The organism is Maridesulfovibrio sp. (assembly GCF_963678865.1).
Classification (GTDB): Bacteria; Desulfobacterota; Desulfovibrionia; order Desulfovibrionales; family Desulfovibrionaceae; genus Maridesulfovibrio.
In genome coordinates this window covers 3,034,103-3,060,139 of sequence record NZ_OY787459.1, presented here as the reverse complement: position 1 = coordinate 3,060,139, position 26,037 = coordinate 3,034,103, and the positions used below count along the sequence as shown (strand labels likewise).

The window sequence follows — 26,037 nt, the reverse complement described above, 5'->3', positions numbered from 1 at the left end:
CGGCTTGGCAAGGAGTAATCAAAGTGATCAACAACAAAACCGCAATATTTATTCTCGCTGCCCTGCCATTTTATCTCAATGACTTTAATAATATTTTCATTAAACATGAACTGCTCTGGCTGGCAATCGACTACGGGGCAAAAATTCTTCCTCTGGCATTCCTTTTCTATCTATTGAAAAAAGAAATACTCAGCCGGGCGGACCTCGGCCTTGTCGCGCTGCCATTCAAGCAACTCATTCTCTGGACCATCGGCATTACCGCACTGGGCTTATGCCTTGATGAACCGGGATTCGCACTATGGTCAAAGCTGCTGCCAGCCATGCGGCTGGGTTCCATCCCCATCGGAACCGATTCCCCTCTCTACACGCTGGACATGACCATCGGGCTTGCGCTTGTCGCCATATCAGAAGAAATAATCTTCCGCGGCCTTGCCTTCACAGCCCTAAGAAAACGCAAACAGTCCATTCCCAAAATATTCCTCATCTCAGCCATAATCTTCGGCCTGATCCACTGGTCACAGGGACCAACTGCCATTATAGCCACAGCCATAACAGGCTCAGGGCTCATGGTCTGCATGTACTGCACAGGATCGATCTACCCGACAATTATCGCGCATTACGTAATTAACTATCTGTCGTTCTCAGGGCTGGCCTGTAAATTTTGGGGGCTGTAAAAACAAAAAGATGTCTGAACGCGCTATGTACGAAGCATGCTGAAAAATTTTGAGGAGATGGAGTCTGGCTAAGGGGAACTTTTCCCAAAAGTCCCTCTTACCCAGCCACCGGAGTCATCCAAATACTATTTCTTAGGAGCCAGATTCTCGGAGGAACCAAGCACTATCAGCTCCACCCAGTCAAGAGCAAAGCGGAGACATTCTTCCTCGTCATTAAGGATAGCCTGCTGGCGTTCCTCGGAAATCTCCAGACGGGAGAATACGTTCATATCTTTGATGAAATTGATGAAGTTATCAACCTGATACAGTGCGAGAAAAGCCATATTCAGTTTGCGTTCATCAAGGACCACCCCGGCCTGACGGGCACGGTTCATGATACGCATATAACGGTCATTGACTTCGTTGTACGGCTCAAGTCCCTGATCCTTCAACCATTCGTCGCTGGTCCACTCTTTGTCTTCCTCAAACCCACGGCAGTGCGGTTCCTGCACGATAAAAAACTGTTCGATGGTTTCACCGTTCTCGTCCATGCGCGAAGCACGGCCAAGAGGGTAGGTACGGCAGGCCCCGGGACGATTCTCATAAATGGAACAGCCTTCGGTACGCACAAAAGGACAGCTGCGCTTGGCATTATCAAGCATACGCAGCTTACACATGGGGAATCCGGTTCCCGGTGTACGGGTAATGTCCGCATGGTTGTGGATAAATTTCTTACTGTCGTGCCCCAGCCCTTTACGCAGACGGAGTACATCATAAGGGGTGAGCATCAGATTAAGGTCACCGCAGCAGGCGTTAAAGCAACGCACTTCGGGGTGGCAGGCAAAGCCGAAGGTCTTGCCTTGTTCCAGTTCGGGCAGGTTGTTCAAGAATTCCTGAGTTTGATCGTGGTCGGACATGGCACACTCCCTGTATTTATCTATCCGGCCAGAATCCCTTTCCGCACCAGATACTGCATCTTTTTCTCAAGGTCGGACTGAAGAAGCCTTTCTTCATCAGCCATTATCCGCAGTATTTCACTACGAGGATGCATGGCCTGCATCTTATAGCGGTTGCCCTGAGCATTACCTTCCTGCGCAACATCGGTGTGGCTGGCAAAACCGGACCGCTTGCGGTGCAGGATGCCGAGATGCCCTTGATAAACAGGAAAATCGCCCTTTAGGCAGCTGCGCAGGTCATGTTCCAGATCGTCATACTGCGAGGGAGAAAGGAACAGGGAAAAGCCACCGTTGTCAAGCAGCTTCTGTGTCCTGAACAGATGACAGCACCCGGTGACCGATCCGCAAGGTCTCATAAAATCAAAATATCCACTGTCTAGTAGGTAGAGATGCAGATTCGAACACCGGAAAGGGTTGGGGGTAATTCTGGCCAAATCCACCTCTGGGCCTTCCCCCTCCTCGCCCTCAGGCTGAATGATGTGCATATCCACTGCCTGCATGACAGCAGGCACAGAATAATCCAGAATCTTGCATCCCCAGACCCCGGCATCAGGGTAAGCGTCCACAGCCGCACCCAGCCGTAAAATCCAATCCTGAGCGACCTCCACATCATCGTCCAGATAAACCGCAAAAGCGCATTCCTGCACCTGCGGTTCCTTCATAAGCCAGTTGCGAGCGGCAGCAGCACCGACATTCACCGGCAGATCAATACGCTTCATCTGAACGCCGAATTCACTCTGCCATTTGGAAATTACCTCGGAAGTCCCGTCAGAGGAACCGTTATCAAGCATGAAAATGCTGGCCCCGTTCAATTCGGAGCGATGCAGGGAGGCAAGAGTGGCATCCAACTCTTCCGCCTTGTTGAAAGAATAGAGCAGAACAGCCAGACTTCCGGGCAGGGGAACGGTTTTCTTATCCAAAGAGCAGGCCAGATCATATAAACGCAAGGCCTCGGAAACCCGCCACGGCTGTGCATCCACGGCCCCGGACAGGACGGACATTGCTGTTTCCCGCTCCCCCAGCTTCAAAGCAACGGAGGCGATAATATGGGCCAGATTATTAAGCCCAAAAACATCCGAAGCGGACATAAGCAACGGAAAGGCGACGGCATCATTCCCGGCCATAAAATTAAAAAACGACTTGGCAAGATCAATCGCCGGTTGAATCTCATTCGGCAACTCTCCGACCGGCAACTCAAGTCCGAATTCAAAATCAGCAGCCGCCCGGGCATGGATCATTCCCAGATGTATCCAGAAGAGGTTTTCCGGTTCCTTTTCAAGGCAGGACAAAATATACTTTTTGACCTTCACGTAATCATGCTTTGAAGCAATCCGCTGAAAATATGTCAAATTATCAGGACGCTGCCAGCAAGCAAGCAATGAGGATATGCATGCGGCTACTGACCGTGGGAACAAAGGCAGCAACCCCTCAATCCGGGACAACTGCGTAGCGACATTCCCATCAAGCGGATCGAAAACATAAGCCGCCAGCAATAACTCGACGCCAAGCTGCGGATCAGATTCAAGGGCCAACACCCCGGTATCGAAAAGATGCTTTGCCCCTACCGAACCCATCAGAAGCTTGCGCCGCACCGGAGCATGCATGTCGGACCAGTATGTGTCGGAATAAAAATTGCCCATTTATGTTCCTTTTTTTTGACGCTTGGATTATTCCTGCCCACGTTAACCAAAAGGAATGTTATCCACAACACCCCAAACAAAAAGGGAAGAGTCAAGACAACCCTTCCCTTAAAATACAAATTGTATTGCAATAAAAGCCTATTTATTGATCAAAGCATCAATATCCGGCAACTCAATCTGCGGTTCATCACCGGGCAGAGAGGAATAGACAGCCAGCAGCGAATCGGTCTTGGCTGCCGAGGACATGAAAGTACGTACTATCCTGCGGTTCAAGCGGCCCATTTCACTACGCAGCTCCGCGTCATCGACAAGTCTTTTCATGGCTGCAGCCAATGCGTCACTGTCTTCCACATCGCAGAGAAAACCGTTGATCCCGTCACGGATAAGTTCGCCGGTTCCGCCCGCATTGGTACAGATAGCAGCCAGTCCGGCATCAAAAGCTTCCAGCAATGTGTTGGGCATGGATTCCTGACGGGAACTCATGACATATATATGTGAACCGGCCAGCAACGCGGTAACTTCATCATGAGGAATGAATCCCGGAGACTCGACACGCTCCAGAGTTGCTCCGGAAACGACATCCTTGTAAAGGGAAATATCCTTCAAACCCACGGCAATAAAGCGCACGCCGTTGCATTCATCCTGAGCAAGCAGCCGTTCAACGGACTTAAGATATACATCCGCTCCCTTGGCATGCCCCCCGTTACCCACATAAATAATGGTGGTTTCGGCAGAACGCTTAGGTTTACGTCCGCCCCCCACAAAAGAATTGTAGACCACCTGCGCCCTCTTGGGCAGAACCCCGTGCTTGAGCAGCACATGGCGGCTCTTGGCGGAGTTGCAGATATAGCCGTTACCGATGAGCGAAAAAAGAGGGGCCAGCGGGTTGGGTTTATAGATAACCCCCCTATTGAAGAAAAGCTTGAACCTGCGTCCGCCAAGCAAGGATAGTCCCTTGGCAAGACAACCTATCTTGACTGCCCGGTTGTGGTAGGTATGGACCACATCCACCTGCTGTTCTTCAATAACAGTAGCAAGAAATCCGGCAGCGGCGAGCATGTTCTTGAAATCATCCAACTGAATGACTTCCACGCCCATCTCCTCCAGCACAGGAATGAGCAAGGCACCGGGTTTAAGCACTGCAACGACACCAAGCCCGGCCTGAAGCATGGCTTTGGCGCTATTGGCCAACTGCCTGCTGCCTCCGGAGAGCTTATCCGTATCGGTTATATAAAGAACTTTGCCGATGTCGTTACGCTTGGTGAAAAATTTGAAGCAGACCATAGCCGGTGCTTCATAGGAATACATGAGCAAACGCTTTTTAATCCACCCTGCATCCTTGCTGGTACCCACTCCGATGCGGTTGATACGCATGGGATCTGTACCGAGCATATTTGCCGAACGTTCAAGAGTAAAAGTTCCGGAGAACCCGGCAGCAGAGGCCTCCTGCATGGAGAGGGCGTCAAAGTCTCCCCACGGCCAGCAGAAAAACTGACGACGCGAGCCATTGATTTTTTTTATCTTATCAAGAGAACGCTTGAAATCATCACGGATAAATTTGCGCCTCTCATCATCAGAACGACGCTTGAAAGAAACCTTGCCTTTGCGAAACTGGGGCCAGAACCCATTATAGGCAAAGGCGCTGCCGTAATCATAAGTGGGAAGTTCAGAATTAAATTTGCGGTACACTCCCCATGTAGACCAATGGGAACTTTCTGCGAAATTGCCTTTAAAACGCAAATTCTTGAAGCAACCCTGATGGCGGCAGGTGTGGGCGTAGACTTCCATGCCTTTATCGTGGACAAGCGATCTCAGCTCCGCCTCATTCATGAACTGGGAATTGTCATCTTCGGAAAGCGCTCTTTTGAAAGACTCGCGCATGGGCAGAATTTCCTTCACATCCGCCCTGCTCCTGACTTCGCCAGAACCGATAAAATCACTGACCGCAAAAAAGACCCCGGTCATGCCCCGTTCTTCAAGCATGGGAACAACATTGACCCAGTTGCTGATGTGGCAGTCATCAAAAGTAAGCACCACGTATTTATCATCAATGGGTTTGCGGCCCATGCAGATTTCATACAAATGGCCGGCACTGATGGTCTTGAAGCCCATCTCCTGCATCATATCAAGATGGGAAGCAAAGGCGGCAGGGGAATGACCGTCCTCTTCACAGACGGCATGGTAGCAAAAAACAGGAACACTCTTACCGAGCATGAGACAACTCCGAAATGCTTCTATGTCAACACCCCTCCCCCCGCAAACCGGAGGGAGGGTGCTCAATTACATCTGTAAACGGAAGGTCTCAGTTGAAAGCTTCCGTTCGAGTCGTCTTGCCACGAGACTCATCAGGTAGCAACAAATAAAGTACAAAAATGCTACGGTGGTATAAATTTCAAAAGGATAGATCATAAGCCTGTTGTTCAATCCCTGTGCCACAAAAGTAAGCTCAAGAACACCGATAACAAAGGCCAGAGAGGTATCTTTGAAGATAGCGATAAACTGTCCCACAATAGCCGGAAGCATTTGTTTCAAAGCCTGCGGCAGAATAACCTTGCGCATGGTCTGCCAGTAAGTCAGTCCGGTAGAAACAGCAGCCTCAAACTGGCCCGGAGGCAGATTCTGGATACCGGAGCGGACGATCTCGGCCAGATAAGCCCCGGTAAATACGGTCAGGGCAATGGTTGCCGACCAGAAGACATTCAGGAACTGCCCGGTCAGAATGGGGATGAAAAAGTAAATCCAGAAAATAACCATGATCAGCGGGTTGCCGCGAATAAGCTCAATGTAAAGAGTGGACGGAATCAGAAAGAGTTTATTCTTGGAAGTACGTCCGATACCCACGACCAGCCCGATAAAGAAGCTGACTGAAATGGCGATTACCGACATGAGTATGGAGAAGGACAGACCGCCCATACCCCAAAGGATTTCATTGGGATCACCGTCTGGGAATCTCCACCAGAGCATGGTGCCGATGTTCTCCCGGATGATCTCGAAATTGAACGTGGACACACCGTAAACAGCGGAAATCAACAGGAAGGCCAGACTGCCGAGAAAAGCCGCCTTCCATATCAATCCGAACACCTTGGCAAGTTTAGCAAGAAAAGCCCTGCGTGCGGCCTGCGCCTTGGAAAGGTTGAAATCATCCTGACGTTTGCGCTTCATCCTGCGGTGCATTCTTGCCATAAAAGCGAACGGAGCCTCAAAAGGAAGGAAAAGCAGATGTGCAAATTTATGTCCCAGAGTACGATTCTTGACCGGGACAATCTGCAGCTTCCAGTTAACAAGGGTCAGGATTCCGGCAATGATAAGGGACAGGGAAAGATAGATAACAGTAGCTGCAGTAGTGGCTTCGAAACCTTTAAAGGTCATACCTTCTATCTGCTGCGATGCCCAGCAGAGTTCCGGCACGCCCACAACCATGGCCAGCGAGGAGTTCTTCATATTGTTGAGGAATTCACTGCCAAGCGGGGGAATAATGGCCCGGAAAGCCAGCGGAAGAATAATTTTGGTCAAGGTCTGAACCGGGGTGAGCCCTGATGAATAAGAAGCTTCCAGCAACCCTTTAGGAATGGACTGGATACCGGCACGGATAACCTCGGCCATAAAGGAACTTGTGTAGATACCAAGCCCGACAGTAGCAGAAAGCATCTCGAAATTCTGGTCAAAGAGAAAGTTGCGGACTCCTTCAGGCAGCCCCATAGGCAGGGCAAAATACCAGAAAAAAAGCTGCACCAGCAATGGGGTGTTTCTGAAGAACTCAACGTAACAGGTACTGAAATAGTATACCGGTTTGAACTGCGAAAGCCTGCCCAGTCCGAAGAGAATACCAAGACCCAACGCAATGGCCGAGCTCATCAATGTAATGCTTACGGTCAGGTTCAGGCCGGTGACAAGCATCCCGCCCAGCACTTCGCCATAAGCCGGGTCTTCCTTGTAAAGAACAGACCAGTCAAATTTATAGCCGAAGTCGAAAACCCAGCCGAAGTAGTAAACCAGTATCCCGGTAATGGCGGCAAGGCACAGATACTGAACCCAAGTTTTTTCCAGATAGCGGTTGATCATTGCGGAAACTTTCTCTTTGTCTTCGATTTAAAAGGTGGCGGGGCCACGGGGACCCCGCCTGTCTAGCATATCAAATATGAAGCCTAGGGCCACATTTCGATTTTTTCGGTCAGGGGGAAGTAGTACTTGGTGTCGGGACCGTACCACTTGTTGTAGATCTTTTCGTAGGTACCGTCTTTCCACATATCCTGCAGTGCAAAGTTTACTGCATCGCGGAGTTTGGAATCATCTTCAACCAGACCGATGCCGTAAGGCTCGTTGGAGAAGAAATCGCCAACCAGTTCGTATTTACCGGGAACCTGTGCAGCATAGCCGAGCAGGATGGTGGAGTCGGTGGACCATGCGTCTACACGACCCATCTGCAGAGCCTGAAAGCATTCGGATTCTTTCTGGTAGGAGATAACTTTAGGTGCGGCATCACCAAGATCCTTGAGCAGTTTTTTAACGTTCAGCTCGGAAGTGGTACCCTGCATAACAGCAACTTTTTTGCCTACGAAATCCTTGAGGGTGGAAAACTTGCCTTTGGGAGCAAGCATTTTCTGGCCGTCAAAGAAATAGGTGATGGAAAAGTCGATGGACTTATCACGGGAACGCTTGTGGGTCATATTGGAAACGGAAGCGTCAATACGGCCCTGCTGGAGGAAACCGATACGGGTTTTGTTGTTAACCGGAACCTGATCAATTTTAACACCGAGGCGTTTTGCGAGTTCATTAGCGATGTCAACATCAAAGCCGACCCATTCTTTTTTTGCGTTGTAAAAAGCACCGGGAATGGAATCGGTCATGATACCGATACGAATAACCTTGTCTTTCATGATCCTGTCATAAGTGGCACCTGCAAAAGCAGTTGCAGCGAAAGCCATAACCAGAGCGGCTGCGAGAGCCAGAGTCATAAACCTTTTCATTCTTTCCTCCTGCGTGAAAAATAGACAAAGAGTATACAAAGAGCGATCCCCGACACCGGAAACCGCGAGCTTCCTTATGCCCGGCCTGCAAAAAATTTGCAGGCAGTTCGTTCACTATCTACACCCATCAAAGATGATGGGGAATCCCCTAATGCGAAAGAATCTTGCTCAAAAAGAGCTTCGAACGTTCATGCTGCGGGTTGTTGAAGAATTCATCGGGACTGTTTTCTTCAATCAGTGTCCCTTCATCCATGAAGATAACCCGGTCCGCAACCTCGCGGGCAAACCCCATTTCGTGGGTTACACAAACCATGGTCATGCCCTCACGGGCCAGAGCCTTCATAACGTCCAGAACCTCGTTGATCATTTCCGGATCAAGGGCGGATGTGGGTTCATCAAACAGCATGATATTCGGGCGCATAGCCAGACCGCGGGCAATGGCCACACGCTGCTGCTGTCCGCCGGAGAGCTGGGAAGGATAATCCCCGGCTTTGTCCGGGATATTGACTTTGGAAAGAAGTTCCATAGCCAACTCTTCGGCATCCTTGCGTTTCATATTCCGAACCATGGTCGGCGCCAGGATGATATTTTCCAAAACCGTCATATGCGGATACAGATTGAAGGACTGAAAAACAAAACCTATCTCCGCCCTTAGCAGAGGCAGGTTGACTCTTGCCCCGTTAACATCCATATCTTCTACAAGTATTTCACCTTCCTGAATCGGTTCAAGACGGTTAATACAGCGGATCATGGTACTTTTACCAGAACCGGAAGGTCCGCAAACAACAACCACCTCGCCTTTTTTAATATGAAGGTTGATATCCCTCAGAGCGTGATAGTCACCGTAGTATTTATTGACATTGTTAAATTTTATCACTTTTGTACAAATCCCGTAAAAAATTATTCAAAGCCCGAAAAAACGGGGTACCAAATGGAACAAAATTCGGCAACCCCCCATTCATTTTGGAAGAACTCTTCTTTTTTTCGCGTTTTGCGAATAATCTATCCCGAGAAACGTCATTTTTGTTAAAATGTCTTATGTTTTTTTTGAAAAAACCAGCTGCACACAATTTTGTTTATTTCGTAAATCGAAATTATTTTTCACTTTCTTGCGTTTTGATCAGAAAATTTCCTTTCTAATCAATATGAAAGAAAGCTGGCGGATACGCAGCAAAAACACACAACCCGCTCTTTTCGATAAAAAAACAGATCCTTCGCGCCAATTAAGCGGCCACGGGGAAAAATTTTTTTGGGGCTTTTAGACATTTTTCCATAATTTATCGACCTCAATAATATATATGGTGTTGAAAAGCTCACCACTTAGATATATGAAATCAAAATGCCTGAGAGTACATTACTATTTATAGCCGAACCGCAGTCCGTGACTTCCGTGTTTTCCCCGCTCAAAGAAGCGGGCTTTCAAGCCGGGCTGGCCGACAACCTTGCCGGGGCCGTTAACTTCATAAAAAAATCAAAACCGTGCCTGATTTTTACGAGGCCGGTTATGCAGGGTTATTCTGCTCAGGCCCTTCTTGCCGAAGCGGTTAACATTGAAAATTTTCCGCCGGTGGTTATTTTTTCCCGCAACGGTTCCGCAGATGAAGCCCTGAAATTCATGGAGTTAGGTGCTCGTGATTACTGGCTGGAACCTCTCTCATGGGAAAAAATAAAACTCATGCTTCCGGATGAAAAACCATCATCGATGCCCTCACCGGATCAACTGGGAGCAGCCGTTCCCCCGGACGCACCGGGGCAAAAGGGAACACAGGGACGTTACCAGATCATCGGCCAACATCCGGCCATGGCTCGGGTGCTGGGCCTTGCCAAGCAGGTAGCCAAGTCCAAAGCCACGGTACTTATTTCCGGTGAATCAGGAACAGGTAAAGAAATGTTCGCCCGTTTCCTGCATCATCATTCCGACCGCAATGACAAACCGTTCGTAGCCATCAACTGCGCCGCCCTGCCTGAACACCTGCTCGAATCAGAACTGTTCGGTCATGAAAAAGGCGCCTTCACCGGGGCTATCAACCGCAAGCTTGGTAAATTCGAACTGGCTTCAGGTGGAACTATTCTCCTTGATGAAATCACGGAAATGGAGCTGGGACTGCAGGCCAAGCTGCTCAGGGTTCTGCAGGAAGGCGAAATAGACCGCGTTGGCGGGGTCGAAACCGTAAAGGTTGATGTACGCGTACTGGCCACAACCAACCGGGCCATTGAGGAGACGGTAAAGGAAGGAAAATTCAGACAGGACCTTTTTTACCGTCTGAACGTAATTCCGCTCAAACTTCCGGCTCTCTCCCAACGCGGTGAAGACATCCTGCTGCTGGCTAAATTTTTCGTAAATAAATACTGCACTGAATACGGGCTGTCCCCTCTTGCATTTTCAGCAGAGGCTACCAAGTGGCTGCTGGACTACGAATGGCCCGGCAACGTGCGAGAATTGCAGAACCTCATGGAAAGAGCCGTGCTGCTGGCCGGAGCAGGGCCCATTGAATCCAAACATTTCCTCAACGATCCCGATGCATGGATGCCTGACGAAGCCCACACAGAAGGCGAGGCTCCGGGCGGGGAACAGCAGGCAGATGCAGCTGGCATTGCCGCGGACTTTGCGGTTATGCCTATTTCCGAAATGGAAAAGAAATTGATCATCAAGAGTCTCGACCAGACTTCCGGCAACCGCACCAAGGCAGCGGAACTGCTGGGCATCTCCGTACGCACCCTGCGCAACAAGCTTAACGATTACAAGAAGCAGGGATTGGATCTGTAAGCCCTATCTGTGCAATACACCCTGCTTCCTTAACCCACTTATTCAGGCCGTCGGGGATTCTACGGGTCCATGCGGGTACTGCTAAACTAATTCATAATCATTCTGTGGTGGCTGTCGTTTTTACGGCAGCCATTTTATTTTGCAGGCCCAAAAAAAGGGCAGCCCGTGAAAACGGGCTGCCCTTAAATTCATGCGTATTAGCTGTAATTACTCGGCAGTAATTACTTCCATACCGCCCATGTAAGGACGCAGGACTTCGGGAACCACGATGGTACCGTCCTTCTGCTGATAGTTTTCAACCACAGCTACAAAGGTACGCCCCACAGCAAGGCCGGAGCCGTTCAAGGTGTGGACGAACTGTTTTTTCTTGCTGTCTTTGGGCTGGAACTTGATATTGGCACGGCGGGCCTGGAAATCCACGCAGTTGGAGCAGGAAGAAATTTCACGGTACTTATCCTGACCGGGCAGCCAGACCTCAATGTCATAGGTCTTGGCAGAACCGAATCCCATATCGCCGGTACACAGGGTGATAACCCGGTAATGCAGTCCGAGACGCTTAAGAATCTCCTCGGCATGTCCGGTCATCTTTTCAAGGTCATCAAAAGATTTGTCCGGGTGGGCGAAACGCACCATCTCCACTTTGTGGAACTGGTGCTGACGGATCAGGCCTTTGGTGTCCTTGCCGTAGGATCCTGCTTCGGAACGGAAACAGGGAGTCGGAGCGCAGTAGGCAATGGAAAGATCATCTTCACTGAGCACTTCATCGCGATGCAGGTTGGTCAGCGGAACTTCTGCTGTGGGAATCATGTAGTATTCCCAGTTTTCCAGCTTGAAAAGGTCCTCGGCAAACTTCGGCAGTTGACCGGTGCCGAACAGGGAATCGCGGTTGACGATATACGGAGGAATGACCTCAGTATAACCGTGGTCATTGGTCTGCACATCGACCATGAAAGACGTCAGAGCCCTTTCCAGTTTGGCCCCCCATTTCTTAAGCACGGCAAAACGCGCTCCGGTAAGCTTCGCTGCGCGTTCAAAATCAACGCCGTCCAACTCCACAGCCAGATCCCAATGCTCGCGGGGGGTAAAATCAAACTCAGGCTTTTCGCCCCAATGGCGGATAACCGGGTTGTCGTCCTCGGTTTTACCGAAAGGTACGGACTCATCAGGCATGTTGGGAACGGAAACGAGCCATTCGCGTTCAGCGGCTTCAATATCTTTGAGGTCTTCATCAAGGGCCTTGATCCGGCCTGAGACTTCACCCATACGGGCGATGATTTCAGAGGCGTCGCCACCTTCTTTCTTTATTTTTGCAATCTCGCCGGATGTAGAGTTACGCTCGGCCTTAAGGGATTCCACTTCCTGCAGAAGGGCCTTGCGGCGGGAATCCAGATCGCTGAATTCATTAACATCAAGTTTAGATCCTCTTTTTTCGAGGCTTTCGCGAACTACATCCAGATTGTTCTGTACAAATTTCAAATCGAGCATTTCATTCTCCTGATATCATCATATATAAAAAAGGCTCTTCACAAGCCGCTGTGACACCCTCAAAATAAATTCAAATTTATTTTGAAAAAGCAAAATTAAATATATTTTATCAAACCCAAGGTTATGAATTTGACGGACGCAACACTAGTAGCGAATCCGGGCGCACTTATAAAGGGTATTCTTGCTTCAAAATGCAGATTTTACCTACAAATCATCAATTCCCATGCGCTTGTTTCCGTAAACACAGGCGATATTGGCGTAAAGGCCAACCAGAAGCAGCAATCCCATAAGACTCTCCCACCAGCAGCACGAAAATACATATACCACGGAGGCGAGCATGCCGAAAGCCTTTAGCCTCTTTTTCCAGTCCCAAGGAGATTCCAGCCAGTTGCGTTCATACTCAAGAAGCCTTTCCACCAGTGCAAAAGGGGGTTGCGGGTCGGGCAGTTCCATCATGGAAACAGCAAAACCGGCAAGAAAAAAGAGAGTTAGAAAAATTGATTTCATCCACAAAGCCATGAGCAGCACACACAGGGACCCGAGCATAAGAATCCAATTCCAGTGACTCTGATGTCTTTTCCAGACAATATCTGCAATATTCTTTACGGCCATTAAACACTTCCGGTCAGGATCGGCATCGGCGGATGATGGTATCACTTCACTTTACGGTAAACAATAGTCGCATCTACCTCTTTAAATACGCTCAAATTCAGGATAACGTACCCTCATGATCAAAACAATTGTACCTTCTATAGGAAAAATTCTTGTTGATAAAGGCTGGACCATGGCCACGGCTGAATCCTGCACCGGAGGACTTGTAGCCGCGACCCTGACCGACTTCTCCGGAAGTTCCGCATGGTTTTCCGGGGCAGTAGTAGCATACTCAAACGAAATAAAAATGTCTCTGCTGCATGTTCCCGAAACAGTAATAATAGAACACGGCGCGGTCAGCGAGGAAACTGTCCGGGCCATGGCTGAGGGAGTCTGCAAAACCATGGGCGTGAATGTTGGCATATCACTTTCCGGGATTGCTGGCCCCACGGGAGGCACTCCGGACAAACCGGTAGGCACCGTCTGGATGGGCTGGCATGTTAACGGGGAGACATACGCTGAAAAAATACTCTTCAGCGGAGACCGTATGGACGTTAAACAGCAGAGCCTGCAAACTGTACTTGAAAAGCTGCACAAGTTTTTGAAAGAGAGTTAAATCAAAATGAAGAAGTCCCTTTCCCTGATCATCCTCTTTGTTCTTTGCTGCACGACAAACGGGATCTGCAGCGACTCCCTGCGTTCCACCCTTAACCTGCACGGGCAGGAAGCCGGGCATCAATCCGTGCTGCTGCAAGAATTCCGTGAGGCATGGAACGAGGTGCAGAACTCCACCGGACCGTTGACCATCGAAGGCGACGTGCTCGGATACATTCAGTCATACGGAAGTACGAAGATAGACGGGGAAACGAAAGACAGCAACACATACGGTGCTTATAAAGCACGCGTACGCCTGCATTGGGAACCTATAAAAGACGGAAAGTTTTTCTTTCAGGTTCAGGGCGGGGCCTCGGATGTAAACAGCAACCCATCCAGACGCGGACTGGTTCTCTCCTCGCTTAACTCTCAGGCTTCACGAACAAGTCCCGGCGGCAAGGCATCTATTTCTGACGTGCTCTACACACAGCACTTTGCGGACAAAAAAATGTTTGTATCGCTGGGTTACACCGACCCCGAATCATTCATGGACGAAAACCGTTTTGCAGGGAATGGCCGCATTCAGTTCGTAAACTCCATGTTTAACAACGAGCCCATCTTTGACGGTATTGACAGCAACCTTCCCATTATTGCCGCCGGGTTCAATCCTCAGAAAGAATTCAAACTGACCGTACTGGCCCAGTCCACGACCTATGCAGGATGTCCGGCCAATGAACGAAAAGATGAGTTTGAAGACATGGCCGACAGCCCACTCATCGGCGGACAGCTGACTTATTCTCCCAGCTTCGGCAATCTCAAAGGTAATTACCGCATCTTCGGCTGGACCAACACCTACGACCAGCCGGGAATCAACGCCGGGGATGAATCGATCAACTGGGGCGTGGCTTTCAACATGGATCAGGATATCACCGAGAATTTCGGAATATTCGCACGGCTGGGCAAAGGTAACGGGGCAATAAACAGCATCAGCTGGACATGGTCCGCAGGTACGCACTGGCAGGGTCCCATCCCCAGCCGGGAGCAGGATGTCTGGGGCGTGGCAGCAGGAGGGGTGCAGGGAAACAGGCACACCGCAAACAAGGACATGGAATACCATTACGAAACATACTATCAGGCCAAACTGACCGATAACTTCTCCATCGTCCCGGACCTGACCTACGTAACCAACTCCAACGCCAACAGTAATAATGACGATATAGTGTTCGGAATGTTGAAATTCTTCTTCACTTTTTCCACACCCGGTTCATAACACACTTAACAACTTGTAATGTTATATAAAAAATACGCACACATTTCGCACACAAGAAAGGACATGCCGTACGGATGAAAAATATTTTTTTCTATCATGTAACCAAAACCGCCGGGACCTCACTCAGAAACCTGTTACGCAACAATTATGAAGCGGCGGAAATTTACGACAGCTGCGCAAATGCGGACGGCCCAAATGCCGGGTCTGATTTCCTGCATGAAAGACCGGGAATGTATGAAGAACACTCATGTTTTATGGGCCATTACAGACCGGAGATACTGCCCCGGATTCCGAAGCTTTTTTTCCGTTTCACCTTTCTGCGCCACCCTGTCTCACGGGCTGTTTCATGGTTCTACTATTTGAAATCAGCCGGACTGCTGGAAAGTTCCATGGAGCTAAGAGAATTTTTTTACTCCGTGCCTTCCATGCCCAAAGACAGCAGATGCCCTGCAATCTCATACTTCAAACAATCCACAAATGCCTATGTGAGATTTTTCGGCAATCATCTTGATAAAGGCTTTCATGAGATAAACAACGACCATTATCACGATGCAATGGAATCCCTGCAGAACAACTTCGATTTCATAGGCTTTCAGGAAAGATATGAAGAATCGGCATTCATGCTGTCAAAACTCGCCGGTTTTGATAATATATTTTATGAACGGCTGCGGGAAACGCCTGAATCCAGCAAAATTTCCGATCACCGAAAAGAACTGGGGGATTCATTGTACAACCGGATCGTGGAATACAACCAGTATGACATCAAACTATACGAAAACGTGCTCCAAAAATCTGAAGCACACTTTGCCGGATTCATGACGAAATACGCTGCAGAGTTTGAAAGATCAAAAACAAACCGCCCTGAAAAGGCAGCTCTACGAGATTCTTTTATGAGTTAAAGCCGCTTTCCGGGAACACGCAAACAGGGATTGAACCATGAAAAAAATCCGCTCATTCGTCGCACACCCCGTACCGGAAGAATGGAAAGAAATAATCCGCAAATCCTCCGCCAGCCTGCGCAATGGCCTGCAATCCAAAATTGCATGGGTAAAACCTGAAAACATGCACCTTACCCTCAAATTTCTGGGCAGCGTGGAGGAAGACAAGCTTGCCGAGGTGCAGGGAGTACTTAAAAAGATCCCGGTTGTAAACTTCAAAATTACAAACGCAGGGGCCGGTTTCTTTCCGGTGCAGGAAAAGCCTCATATTATCTGGCTGGGTATAGCCGAAGGGACTGACACTTTCTGCTCTACCGCAACAAAAATCGACTTGGAAATGGCCAAGCTGGGATTTACGAAAAACAGGCAATCCTGTCATGCCCACCTGACACTGGGTCGGGTCAAAAAAATAGCCGACGACGACTGGAACGCTCTGGCAGAAAAAATCAGCAGTATAGAACTGCCTGCAACAGAAATAAACGGATTCACCCTCTACAAAAGTGAACTCACCCCCGACGGCCCTGTTTATTCTGTTATACAGGAATACAAATAAAAAGGCGTGCTGTCCGCAGTGGACTGCACGCCTTTTCTTAAGCCCACTGAAAAACAGGCCTTAACTAATCAACTTCACGTAATAAAAATTACGCCCGCGCTGAACCTTGAGCATCACCTTATTGTTCAAACGATAACGCAGAAAGGAATCAAGAAAATCTTTCTGCGACTCAACACGGTGATTGCCTATCTGATGGATTTTGTCTCCGGGCTGAAGGCCAAGACGTTCAGATGCGCTATTCTTACGCACTTTGCTAACCAACATGCCGCGTCCTCGGGAATCCTTATCGACAACCATGCCCCAGCGGGACCATGCCTGAGACCGGATCTGCCGAAGCTCAAGTGATTGCGGGCGGACCACAACATGGCGGAGTTTACCTTCATGCAAGACCTCAAGATCAACATCTTCGCTGCGGGTCTGCACCCGAAGCAGAGCAAGATACCCGGTCTTGTCCTCAACCTCAATGCCATTGATCCTGAGCACTACGTCTCCGGGCTGCAAACCGGCATAAGCAGCTGGGGTATCCTTATGGACATCCGTGATCAGCATGCCGTAAACACGGGAAAGACCGAAATAACTGGCCGCCCCCTGATCCAGATCCTGACCGCTCAGCCCCAGCCAGACAGGGGAGACCTTGCCGGATTCAAGCAGCTCCTTGACCACCCGCTTGGCCCGATTGATGGGAATAGCAAAGCCGATCCCCTCCGCGCGGGCCTGAATAGCGGTATTGATACCGATCAGATCACCCATAATATTCAGCAACGGCCCACCGCTGTTTCCGGGATTAATAGCTGCGTCGGTCTGAATGAAATCCGTATAAGCGCCCTCTTTTGATTTTACCGCACGCTTGAGCGCAGAAACAACTCCGGTGGTCACCGTATGGGTATAACCGAAGGGGTTGCCGATGGCGATTACAGTCTCGCCAATATAAATATCCGAGGAATCCCCCATGGCAACCTGCGGAAGATTGCCTGCCCCCTTGATTTTGAGCACGGCAATATCAAAATCAGCATCAGAACCGACAATCTCGGCAGAGTATTCCTCGCCGTTAATCAGTCTGACCTTGATGTCGCTTCCTCCGGAAAGCACGTGAGCATTGGTGAGCACCAGCCCACGGCGTCCGTTGATGATCACTCCGGATCCGGTTGCCTGCGAACGGAATTTGCGCTTCTGGGTCGGGAAATTGTCAAAGAACATATCAAAGCCCTGTCCCCCGAACATCTGCCCGAAAGGAGACACCCCGCGCTCTACTATGCGGGTTACATTGATGTTCACAACTGCCGGGGAGGTCTTCTGGACCGCCCGCACTACAGGAGTCACCCGCAGGGAATCATCCTTCGCCGCAAAGGATGGCCGGGCAATCACAACGGTCAGCAGAATAAAAAGAATTATTTTAATACGAGATTTGAAAAACATAGTCTTGATGTGCTTCGCGCTCTTAATAAAAAGATTTCTTCTCAGGCGTCATTACATGGACATAAGTCTGGCAATACGGTCCTCGGTAGAAGGATGGGTGCTGAACCAGTTCGCCATGTTTCCGCCGCTGAATGGGTTGACGATAAACATGTTTTCGGTAGCGGGGTTGGCATCCATAGGTATGTTGCGGGCAGTGGCGTCCAGTTTATAAAGAGCGGAGGCCAGAGCCTTGGGGGTACCAGAAATCCGGGCCCCGGTGGAGTCTGCGAGATACTCACGGGAGCGTGATATCGCCATCTGAATCAGGGAAGCGGCAATGGGTGCGAGAATTGCTATGAGAATCGCGGCCAGAGGGTTGGTTCCTCCCTCCTCGTCATCGCCGCCGAAACCGAAAATTGCGGCCCACTGCATCATATTGGCAATCATCATGATTGCCCCGGCGAGAACAGCGGCAACAGATTGAATGAGAATGTCGCGGTTAGTGATGTGGCCTATCTCATGGGCTATAACTCCACGCAGTTCTTCCGGAGTCAGGATACGCATGATACCGCTGGTTACTGCAACCACGGCATTCTCAGGGTTACGCCCGGTAGCAAAAGCATTGGGGGCATCCTGATCAATTACATAAAGCCGGGGAGTGGGGATTCCGGCATTGGCAGCAAGCTCTTTAACCATGGCATACACCTGCGGAGCGTCGTTAGCTGATAGCTGTCTGGCTTTATACATGGAAAGAACAATTTTATCCGAATACCAGTAACTGCCCACGTTCATAAATATGGCGAATCCGAAGGCAATGACTAGCCCGGTCCGTCCTCCCATCAATCCCCCTAGAAAAAGGATAATCGCCGTTAGTGCGGCAAGCAGGAAAAATGTTTTGATCTGACTGGTCATATTAAATGCTCCTGTTTTTAGCTTGATAGAAAAATACCGCACCGTAAACGATGCGGTATATGAAAGATATGCTTTAAAACCGCCCAGTCAAGGGCTTATAAATCAAGAAAATCAGTCTTCAACGATAATATCTCCGGGCAAGGAGATGGTGAAGGCAGTACCCTGACCTTCAACACTGGAGCAGCTGATGACTCCTCCAAGACGCTTGTGTACAAGATTGTAGACAATGCTCATGCCCAACCCGGTTCCCCCTTCCCCGCGCTTGGTGGTAAAAAACGGCTCAAAGACTTTGTTTACATCGACTTCACTCATGCCCTTGCCGTCATCATTATAGCGGATGATAATCCGCTCGTCGACGACATCCACCCTGATGTCTATATTACCGGCATCTATTCCTTCAAACCCGTGAATAAGGGAATTAATTATGAGATTGGAAAAAATCTGCATAAAAGCGCCCGGAAAGGTGTTCAGCACCAGATCATCGGCACAATCCACATTGATCTTATGCTGGGTCCTCTTGTACTTGGAGCGTAGGCTGAGCAGGATCTCGTCAATATACTCACGAAAATTGATAGTCCGCTTCTGACCGGACGCCTGATCCGCAGCCACCTGTTTAAAGTTACCGATAAGTTCAGCAGCCCGATGCAGGTTAAGCATACTGGATTTGGTCGCCTCCTTTGCAACAGTAATGAACTTATCAAAATCAGACTTACGCAACTGCCCGGAATCCAACTTCTTGGAAATTTCATTCAACTTTTCTTCCATAAAGCTGATGCTGGTCACACTTATACCCACCGGGGTATTGATTTCATGGGCCACCCCGGCAACAAGGTCGCCAAGCGCAGCCATCTTTTCAGATTGGATGAGCTGATTCTGGGCATTTTCAAGACTTTTAACAGACCTGCTCAACTCGACGGTGCGTTCCTCAACCTTCTGTTCAAGATCCCGGTTCAATTCGCTGAGCTGTTCCTGAACTGAACGCAACTCCGAAACATCCTTACCTTCTGCAAGCAGGAAAAGAATCTTGTCATCCGGTCCGAAAGCCGGCTTTAATGAAAAATCAATATATTTGGTTCCCTCATCCGGAGTATAGGCCGTGATCTCGCGCCTGATTGTATGCCCATTAACTGCTTTTTCTATGTCTTCTTTCAAGGTGTCGGCCAATGTTGGCGGAGACTGCCACCACGCCCCTTCCCAGAATGGACGGTCCACCACATCCTCGGCAGTGAGATGCACGGCTTCAAGGGCGGCCTTGTTAATTTCCTTCAGTGTTCCGTCCAGATCCAACACGGCCATGAACTGCAACGACTGACAGAAAACACCACGAAACATTGCTTCACTCAAAGCAATCTGGTCCCGGACCTCTTTCAGCTCCGTAACATTATGGCCCTCAGCAATTAAGAAAAGGACGGAACCACTATCGTCAACCACCGGCTTTGCTGAAAAATCAACATATATGGTTTCTTCATTCTGACCGTGATGTTTAAAAATTCCCTTCCCTACCCCGCCGAAGGAGGCAACCTGAATCAGTTCTTTAAGCTGGCGCTGAGCATCAAGTGAATCCTCAAACCACGGAGTTTCCCATAAATAATGCCCGATAACTTCGCGGTTTTCTCTCTCCACAAAATCAAGAGACGCATTATTGGCAAGCAGCAGAACTCCCTCAGGACTAAGAACTCCCATGAATTGCTGGCTGTTGTTGAAAATACCTTTAAACAGGGCCTCGCTTTCCAGAATCCGTTTCCCGGCCTTCCTGCTCTGGACAATGGTGTAAAAAGAAAGCAGCAAGATGATCCCGAGAATCCCGAAGGTCATCATGATCAGTTCCCGGTTACGGGCTGCGGCCTCGGATTCAATTTCATCAAGATAAAGGCCCGTGCCGACTATCCATTTCCAAGGATAAAATCTTTGCACATAAGAAATCTTGGGAACCACTTTTTCCGGCTGATCCTGCCACTGCCAATAGTAATCCACAAACGCGGTCCCATCCATTTTTGTGGCGTTAATTATTTCCTTAATAAACAACTTGCCTTTAAAATCTGCAAACCGGGACATATCACGCCCATCAAGTTCCGGCAGGTAAGGATGCATGACCATTGTGGCATTAAAATCATTGATCCAGAAATAGTCTTTATTGTCAGGACCGAAACGCATCATCCCGATAATCTCAGCCCCCATTTTTCTGGCTTCTTCCGAAGAAATGGCTCCCTTCATTTCCTGATCACGCAGATGGTTCAACACCCCGACTGCAACCTGTGTCATGTGCTTTAATGATTTTTTGCGCTGGGCAAGCAGTCCCTCTTTGACTGCAGGCATATGCACTGCGAAAAGAACCGTTATAAAAAGCACCAGAGAAGCCGCTGTGGGTATGGCAACCCTCAGCCAAGTAAGACGGTTGTGCCCCCCTGTGTTGTCCTTTTCAAAAACACCCATAGACTGCTCCGGATGATTCGCTGAATGATATTAGTTCTGCAAAGTTAAGCATACACCATATGTACCCCGTAATACAAGCTCCAAAAATCAAACCTGCGCTTAGGGTTCCAATACGCTCCTAGCGACAAATACAAATCTCTTAAGAATTTCACATTGACTGCCGATTAGACGGTATTCCCCGGCAACAACGCCTGTTTCCACCTTTTATTCATTTCGATATTCCTTGCCGGACAGACCCATATGTTTTAATAATATTCTATTAGCCATACTATTCTTAAGATCAATATGCTTTCGTAGCTAAAACAAAGACCGCCTTTACCGGAGTTTAAATGCCTGTCGAACAAAACAGTGCTCAGGAAATAGGAGTCGTCACCGGAGTTTCCGGTGATGCTTATGCACAGTCAGCATCGGGAACTCGAGCCCTTGAACCGGGCAGCCCCATCTATCAGGGCGAAGAGCTGGTTACCGGGGACGGTGGCAACGTTGAGGTGCGCTTTGCAGACGACACACTGATTTCCCAAGGCTCCAATTCCCGCATCGCCCTTGACGACTATGTATATGATCCCGACGGAGGAAGCTCCAGTTTTCTTGGTGACATTGCACAGGGAACCTTCCGTACTGTAACCGGAAAGATTGCCGAACAGAACCCGGACCGCTTCAAGCTCGGTTCCCCGCTCGCTACCATCGGAATCCGAGGTACCATCATTCTTAGCGATGTCAGGCCGGACGGAGAGGTGCACGGTGTTGAAGAAATACACGCCGGCAAGGCCATGGTGCTTCAAAGTAGAGCGACAGGAGAAATCCGCCAGCTCTTTGCCGGGCAGATGTCCGATGTCAGCGGCTCCGGCATGCTCAGCCCGGTGCGTCCTCTTTCCGCACAGGAACTGAATACTTTCCGCGATATTGCTCCGGCCAACCTCAGGCAGGAACAGGAAATCCGTGAGCAGCGGGAAGAGGAAGAGCAGCAGGACGACCAGAACGACGAAAACCAAGACCAGACGGAAGATCAGGGCGGAGAAGAGCAGACAGGTGAAGAACAAGGCGATGGTGAACAAAGTCAGGACGAACAGCAGGAAGAACAGGCTGCCGCTGAAGGTGAGCAACAAGGGGATCAGCAGGGAGAACAACAGGGAGAATTACCCGGTGAAGTAGATCCCGGAGGCGGAGATCCAAATGAAGATCCCGGCACGGACGGCGGCCCCCTGCATGTGAACAAAGGTGTACTTGATCCGGGAGATAAGGGGCTTGTCGGCCAACAAAGATTTGACCCTAATAAAATTTCAGAACCACCAAAAATTGTTGAAAAACCTGACGTTCAGGGCGAAGGCCAACAGCAGGGAGAAGGTCAGGAGGACAATTCCGGCAATCTCGAAGGCGATGAAACCGGGACGACAGAAAAAGAGAAACAGCCTACCTCTCAACAGACTGAAACAGAACAGCAGGAAAACGAACCGGACAAAACCAACGACACAGGTGACGAAAATTCCGAAGAGGATGATTCAGGAGGAGCCAGCTCCGACCCGCATGTCATTACCGGAAGCGGACTGCTGGAAGGTACCAATGAAGCCGACACCATTACCGGGTCAAGCTCAAATGATACCCTTCTAGGTTATGGCGGAGATGATGTCCTGAACGGTATGGGGGGAGATGACACTCTTGAAGGTGGCGCTGGAGAAGACGTGCTTAACGGCGGAGGCGGTTCTTACAACTACCTTGACGGTGGTTCCGGTGCCGCAGATGAAGTGGACTTCGCTTCTTTTGACGGGCAGAAGCATGGAGTCACCGTAGACCTGAGTGCCAAAAACGGAGAGGGAGAAGTAACCGTCACGACTGATGACGGACACGATGTGCTGGTCAACATTGAAGGTGTCATCGGCACCCAGTACAAGGACACTTTGACAGGCGATGACAACGACAACAGATTTCTACCGGGCTTGAACGAGGAATATGATTCGCTCGGTGCTGAGAGCATTGACGGCGGAGGCGGGTCTGACTGGGTCCAATTTGAGGACCTTTCCAGTGAGCACTCAGTGGATGTTTTTCTGGGAGCAAGCAGCGGCTACGCAAAAGTATATGATTCCACCAAATCCGCAGAAGAAACAGAGGTCAACCAAATAACCCTCGCAAGCATTGAAAATGTTATCGGTTCTTCCGGCAATGACACGATCATGGGTCAATCATCAAGCGGACACACTATAGATGGTGGCGACGGAGATGACAGCCTCTCTGTAATAAATACTACCGACAACAGGTTGGAAGGCGGAGAAGGGAATGACATGCTCAGCGGCGGCGATGGCAATGACGAGCTTTCCGGCGGAAGCGGAAATGATTCCATCATGGGCGGAAAAGGAACCAATATCATCGAAGGCGGCAGCGGCGCAGACTCCCTAAGCTACGATTTCATTACGACCGGTTCCGCCTACGGTATAGATATAAATTACACTGCCGAAGGAGCGGGAACAGCCGTATCACACGACAGCTCTGATATCAGCGACACTTTCTCCGGTATAGAAATGATCCTTGGATCACAGGTCGATGATATAATCAGCGGCAGTGAATACGGGGAGACCATAGACGGTAATAAGGGTAGCGATTCGATCCAAGGTAATGGCGGCAATGATCTTCTTTCCGGTGGATTAGGAATTGACCAGATTTCAGGCGGATCGGGAACAGATTCCATTTCAGGCGGAGAAGGAAACGACATCCTCTACGGTGACGGCGACAACGACTCCATCTCAGGCGGAGCCGGGGATGATGAAATATACGGTGGCGACGGCGATGATGTTATCGCCGGGGGTGCAGGAGACAACCACCTGTACGGAGGGAGTTCAGATTACGGCTCAGGCTTCGACACTGTCTCCTATGCAGACCATCAACAAGTAGACATTGTACTAAGTGACACCACATCACACACCATAGGTGGAACATCCTATGTGGACGACCTCCATAATTTCAGCAATTACATCGGGTCTAACGGAAACGATAGTTTTAAAGGCAGTAGTGCCGATGAAACCTTTACAGGCGGAAAAGGAAACGACACCTTTAACGGTTACGAGGGACTCAACTCCTTTAGCGGCGGAGAAGGCCATGACACCATGTCCTTTGAAGATGCCGGGACCGGAGTAACTGTTACGGTTCAGGAAACAGGCAATACCACCGTAACCCATTCCGGAACTATAGATATTTTCAGCGATGTAGAATCATTTATCGGCAGCTCTCACGACGACTCCTTCATCGGCAGTTCCAGAAGTGAAACTTTCAGGGGTGGCAACGGTAACGACACCATAGACGGCGGAAACGGTGAGGGGATTGACTATGCCTCATACTTCGGCTCCTCGACAGGTGTTTCCGTAAAACTCAATGGCTCTTCCGCAGCTACTACCGATACGGGAGACACCATTACCAATATTGAAGGTCTTATCGGCTCCGGATATCAGGACAACCTTGAAGGGGACGATTATGCCAACTATTTTAGGCCCGGACTCAACGACCCATATGTTGAAGATGCCTATGACAGTGATGCCGAAATAGTAACCGGCAACGGAGGTTCGGACTGGATACTTTTTGATGATCTGGCCTCCCAGTATTACATCTATGCCGATATAAACAACGGATATGTTTCCATCTGTGAAGGGGAGACTGAAAAAAATAAAATAACGCTAAACAGCATAGAGAATCTGGTCGGGACATCCGGCAGTGACATTATTACCGGGGGAACAGAGGGCAACACTCTGGACGGCGGAGCAGGGGATGATATCCTCAGTGGAGGCTGGGGGGAGAACAGCATTGACGGCGGAGCAGGATCCGACCAGCTGAGCTATGCATTTGCAAACAGCGGCATCACCGTCAACCTTACCTCATCCGGTGGCACGGTAAGTCATATGAATTCCGACAATACGGAAGAACAGACCGACACTATTGCGAACATCGAATCCTTCATAGGTTCAACCCACGACGACACTTTCAACGGCAGCTCAGGAAATGAGACATTCATGGGTGGCAAGGGAAATGATGTCATGGATGGTCACGGCGGACATGATACCATCGACTTCAGCGATTTTGAGACCGGAGTAACAATCACAGTCGCCACAGACGGTACCGGAACAGCCACACGAACTGTTGACGGAACATCCGAAACCGACACCTTCGATCATATTGATAGCTTTTTCGGTTCCTGGACAGGCGATACTTTTATAGGTGGTTCGGGTGACATAGACCAGACATTTCAAGGCAATTCCGGGATAGACAGCGTTGACGGCGGCGGCGGAACCGACTTTGTCAGCTTCGCCAACAAATTAAGCGGGATAACAATAGACCTTGCAGATAACGCAGACGGAGTAACCAAAACAGTCTCTTCGGGAGCGAACCTAACCTTCACAAACATTGAAGGCGTCATAGGTTCAAGAAGTGCAGACTGCATTACGGCCAGTACTGTAGGTGAATCAACCATTCAAGGCGGCGGAGGGGCTGACAGTATAACTCTCGGACATGACGACGGATTATCTACAAAAATATCATATACTTCGCTTTCAGATGGTGGTGACTTCATAAACTATTTTGAAAATACAAATCCCACAGAGGCCCTCAACGACAAGCTGCTCTTTAGCGGTTCAGATTTTGACAGCAATGCAGGATTTGAAACCTATAGCGCAGGAGCCTACACAGGAGATGCCGAAGCAGGAACGACCGAGGCCTACTTTGTATTCGATAACAACAATCAACTCTGGTATGACTCAAACGGGGACACCAGTGGCGGCGAGACCCTGATCGCCCATATGACAAACAGCGACCCGCTCACTGCTGACGATATTGAAGTATCTTCCTGAATCCAACAGACACAAAACACCCCGGCACCTTAAGGTGCCGGGGTGTTAAATTCAAAT

The 26,037-nt window shown here is 49.5% G+C and carries 18 protein-coding genes; 7 read left to right on the top strand and 11 right to left on the bottom strand.

Annotated features, from left to right (window positions below; translation table 11 throughout):
- Positions 1-23: 23 nt before the first annotated feature.
- Positions 24-674: a type II CAAX endopeptidase family protein gene (locus tag ACKU41_RS14005; protein ID WP_321401647.1), complete on the top strand. Its 651-nt coding sequence runs from the start codon at positions 24-26 to the stop codon at positions 672-674.
- Positions 675-799: 125 nt separating this feature from the next.
- Here ACKU41_RS14005 and ACKU41_RS14000 read toward each other — a convergent pair whose 3' ends face one another.
- From ACKU41_RS14000 to ACKU41_RS13975, 6 genes are all read right to left on the bottom strand, one after another.
- Positions 800-1,570 carry a YkgJ family cysteine cluster protein gene (locus ACKU41_RS14000; RefSeq protein ID WP_321401645.1) on the bottom strand — a complete coding sequence of 257 codons (771 nt, stop codon included), beginning with the start codon at positions 1,568-1,570 and terminating at the stop codon, positions 800-802.
- Between the two features lie 20 nt (positions 1,571-1,590).
- Positions 1,591-3,249: a glycosyltransferase gene (locus tag ACKU41_RS13995; RefSeq protein WP_321401643.1), complete on the bottom strand. Its 1,659-nt coding sequence runs from the start codon at positions 3,247-3,249 to the stop codon at positions 1,591-1,593.
- Positions 3,250-3,387: 138 nt separating this feature from the next.
- A complete protein-coding gene (locus ACKU41_RS13990) occupies positions 3,388-5,463 on the bottom strand; it encodes a glycosyltransferase (RefSeq protein WP_321401641.1) in 2,076 nt (691 codons plus the stop codon).
- Positions 5,464-5,529: 66 nt separating this feature from the next.
- Positions 5,530-7,311: an amino acid ABC transporter permease gene (locus ACKU41_RS13985; RefSeq protein ID WP_319778014.1), complete on the bottom strand. Its 1,782-nt coding sequence runs from the start codon at positions 7,309-7,311 to the stop codon at positions 5,530-5,532.
- 83 nt (positions 7,312-7,394) lie between these two features.
- Positions 7,395-8,216 (bottom strand): transporter substrate-binding domain-containing protein, encoded by an 822-nt coding sequence (locus ACKU41_RS13980; protein ID WP_321401638.1) that lies wholly within the window; start codon positions 8,214-8,216, stop codon positions 7,395-7,397.
- Between the two features lie 148 nt (positions 8,217-8,364).
- Positions 8,365-9,093, bottom strand: coding sequence for an amino acid ABC transporter ATP-binding protein (locus ACKU41_RS13975; RefSeq protein WP_319778012.1), 729 nt, complete (start codon positions 9,091-9,093; stop codon positions 8,365-8,367).
- A 462-nt stretch (positions 9,094-9,555) separates the two neighbouring features.
- Between ACKU41_RS13975 and ACKU41_RS13970 the strand changes: the two genes are divergently transcribed.
- Positions 9,556-10,983 carry a sigma-54 dependent transcriptional regulator gene (locus ACKU41_RS13970; RefSeq protein WP_321401636.1) on the top strand — a complete coding sequence of 476 codons (1,428 nt, stop codon included), beginning with the start codon at positions 9,556-9,558 and terminating at the stop codon, positions 10,981-10,983.
- A 207-nt stretch (positions 10,984-11,190) separates the two neighbouring features.
- Here the strand turns inward: ACKU41_RS13970 and serS are convergent, their stop codons facing one another.
- Positions 11,191-12,468, bottom strand: a complete 1,278-nt coding sequence (gene serS / locus ACKU41_RS13965) for a serine--tRNA ligase (RefSeq protein WP_321401634.1) — start codon at positions 12,466-12,468, stop codon at positions 11,191-11,193.
- A gap of 204 nt (positions 12,469-12,672) precedes the next feature.
- Positions 12,673-13,080, bottom strand: coding sequence for a hypothetical protein (locus ACKU41_RS13960; RefSeq protein WP_321401631.1), 408 nt, complete (start codon positions 13,078-13,080; stop codon positions 12,673-12,675).
- A gap of 115 nt (positions 13,081-13,195) precedes the next feature.
- Here ACKU41_RS13960 and ACKU41_RS13955 point away from each other — a divergent pair, with 115 nt between their 5' ends.
- The 4 genes from ACKU41_RS13955 to thpR all read left to right on the top strand — a co-directional run bounded on the left by ACKU41_RS13955 (position 13,196) and on the right by thpR (position 16,414).
- On the top strand, positions 13,196-13,675 hold the full coding sequence (locus ACKU41_RS13955) for a CinA family protein (RefSeq protein ID WP_321401629.1): 480 nt from the start codon (positions 13,196-13,198) through the stop codon (positions 13,673-13,675).
- A gap of 6 nt (positions 13,676-13,681) precedes the next feature.
- Positions 13,682-14,923: a carbohydrate porin gene (locus ACKU41_RS13950; protein ID WP_321401627.1), complete on the top strand. Its 1,242-nt coding sequence runs from the start codon at positions 13,682-13,684 to the stop codon at positions 14,921-14,923.
- A gap of 74 nt (positions 14,924-14,997) precedes the next feature.
- The gene (locus ACKU41_RS13945; protein ID WP_321401625.1) at positions 14,998-15,822 is read left to right on the top strand and encodes a sulfotransferase family 2 domain-containing protein; all 825 of its coding nucleotides are present in this window, start codon (positions 14,998-15,000) and stop codon (positions 15,820-15,822) included.
- Between the two features lie 37 nt (positions 15,823-15,859).
- Positions 15,860-16,414 carry an RNA 2',3'-cyclic phosphodiesterase gene (thpR, locus tag ACKU41_RS13940; protein ID WP_321401623.1) on the top strand — a complete coding sequence of 185 codons (555 nt, stop codon included), beginning with the start codon at positions 15,860-15,862 and terminating at the stop codon, positions 16,412-16,414.
- Positions 16,415-16,474: 60 nt separating this feature from the next.
- On the opposite strand, the gene ACKU41_RS13935 is transcribed toward thpR, so the two are convergent.
- The 3 genes from ACKU41_RS13935 to ACKU41_RS13925 form a co-directional block, all read right to left on the bottom strand.
- The gene (locus ACKU41_RS13935; RefSeq protein ID WP_321401621.1) at positions 16,475-17,830 is read right to left on the bottom strand and encodes a trypsin-like peptidase domain-containing protein; all 1,356 of its coding nucleotides are present in this window, start codon (positions 17,828-17,830) and stop codon (positions 16,475-16,477) included.
- Positions 17,831-17,881: 51 nt separating this feature from the next.
- A complete protein-coding gene (gene htpX / locus ACKU41_RS13930) occupies positions 17,882-18,721 on the bottom strand; it encodes a zinc metalloprotease HtpX (protein WP_319778002.1) in 840 nt (279 codons plus the stop codon).
- Positions 18,722-18,832: 111 nt separating this feature from the next.
- The gene (locus tag ACKU41_RS13925; protein WP_321401619.1) at positions 18,833-21,154 is read right to left on the bottom strand and encodes a cache domain-containing protein; all 2,322 of its coding nucleotides are present in this window, start codon (positions 21,152-21,154) and stop codon (positions 18,833-18,835) included.
- A 329-nt stretch (positions 21,155-21,483) separates the two neighbouring features.
- Here ACKU41_RS13925 and ACKU41_RS13920 point away from each other — a divergent pair, with 329 nt between their 5' ends.
- Positions 21,484-25,980, top strand: coding sequence for a FecR domain-containing protein (locus ACKU41_RS13920; RefSeq protein ID WP_321401617.1), 4,497 nt, complete (start codon positions 21,484-21,486; stop codon positions 25,978-25,980).
- Positions 25,981-26,037 lie beyond the last annotated feature (57 nt).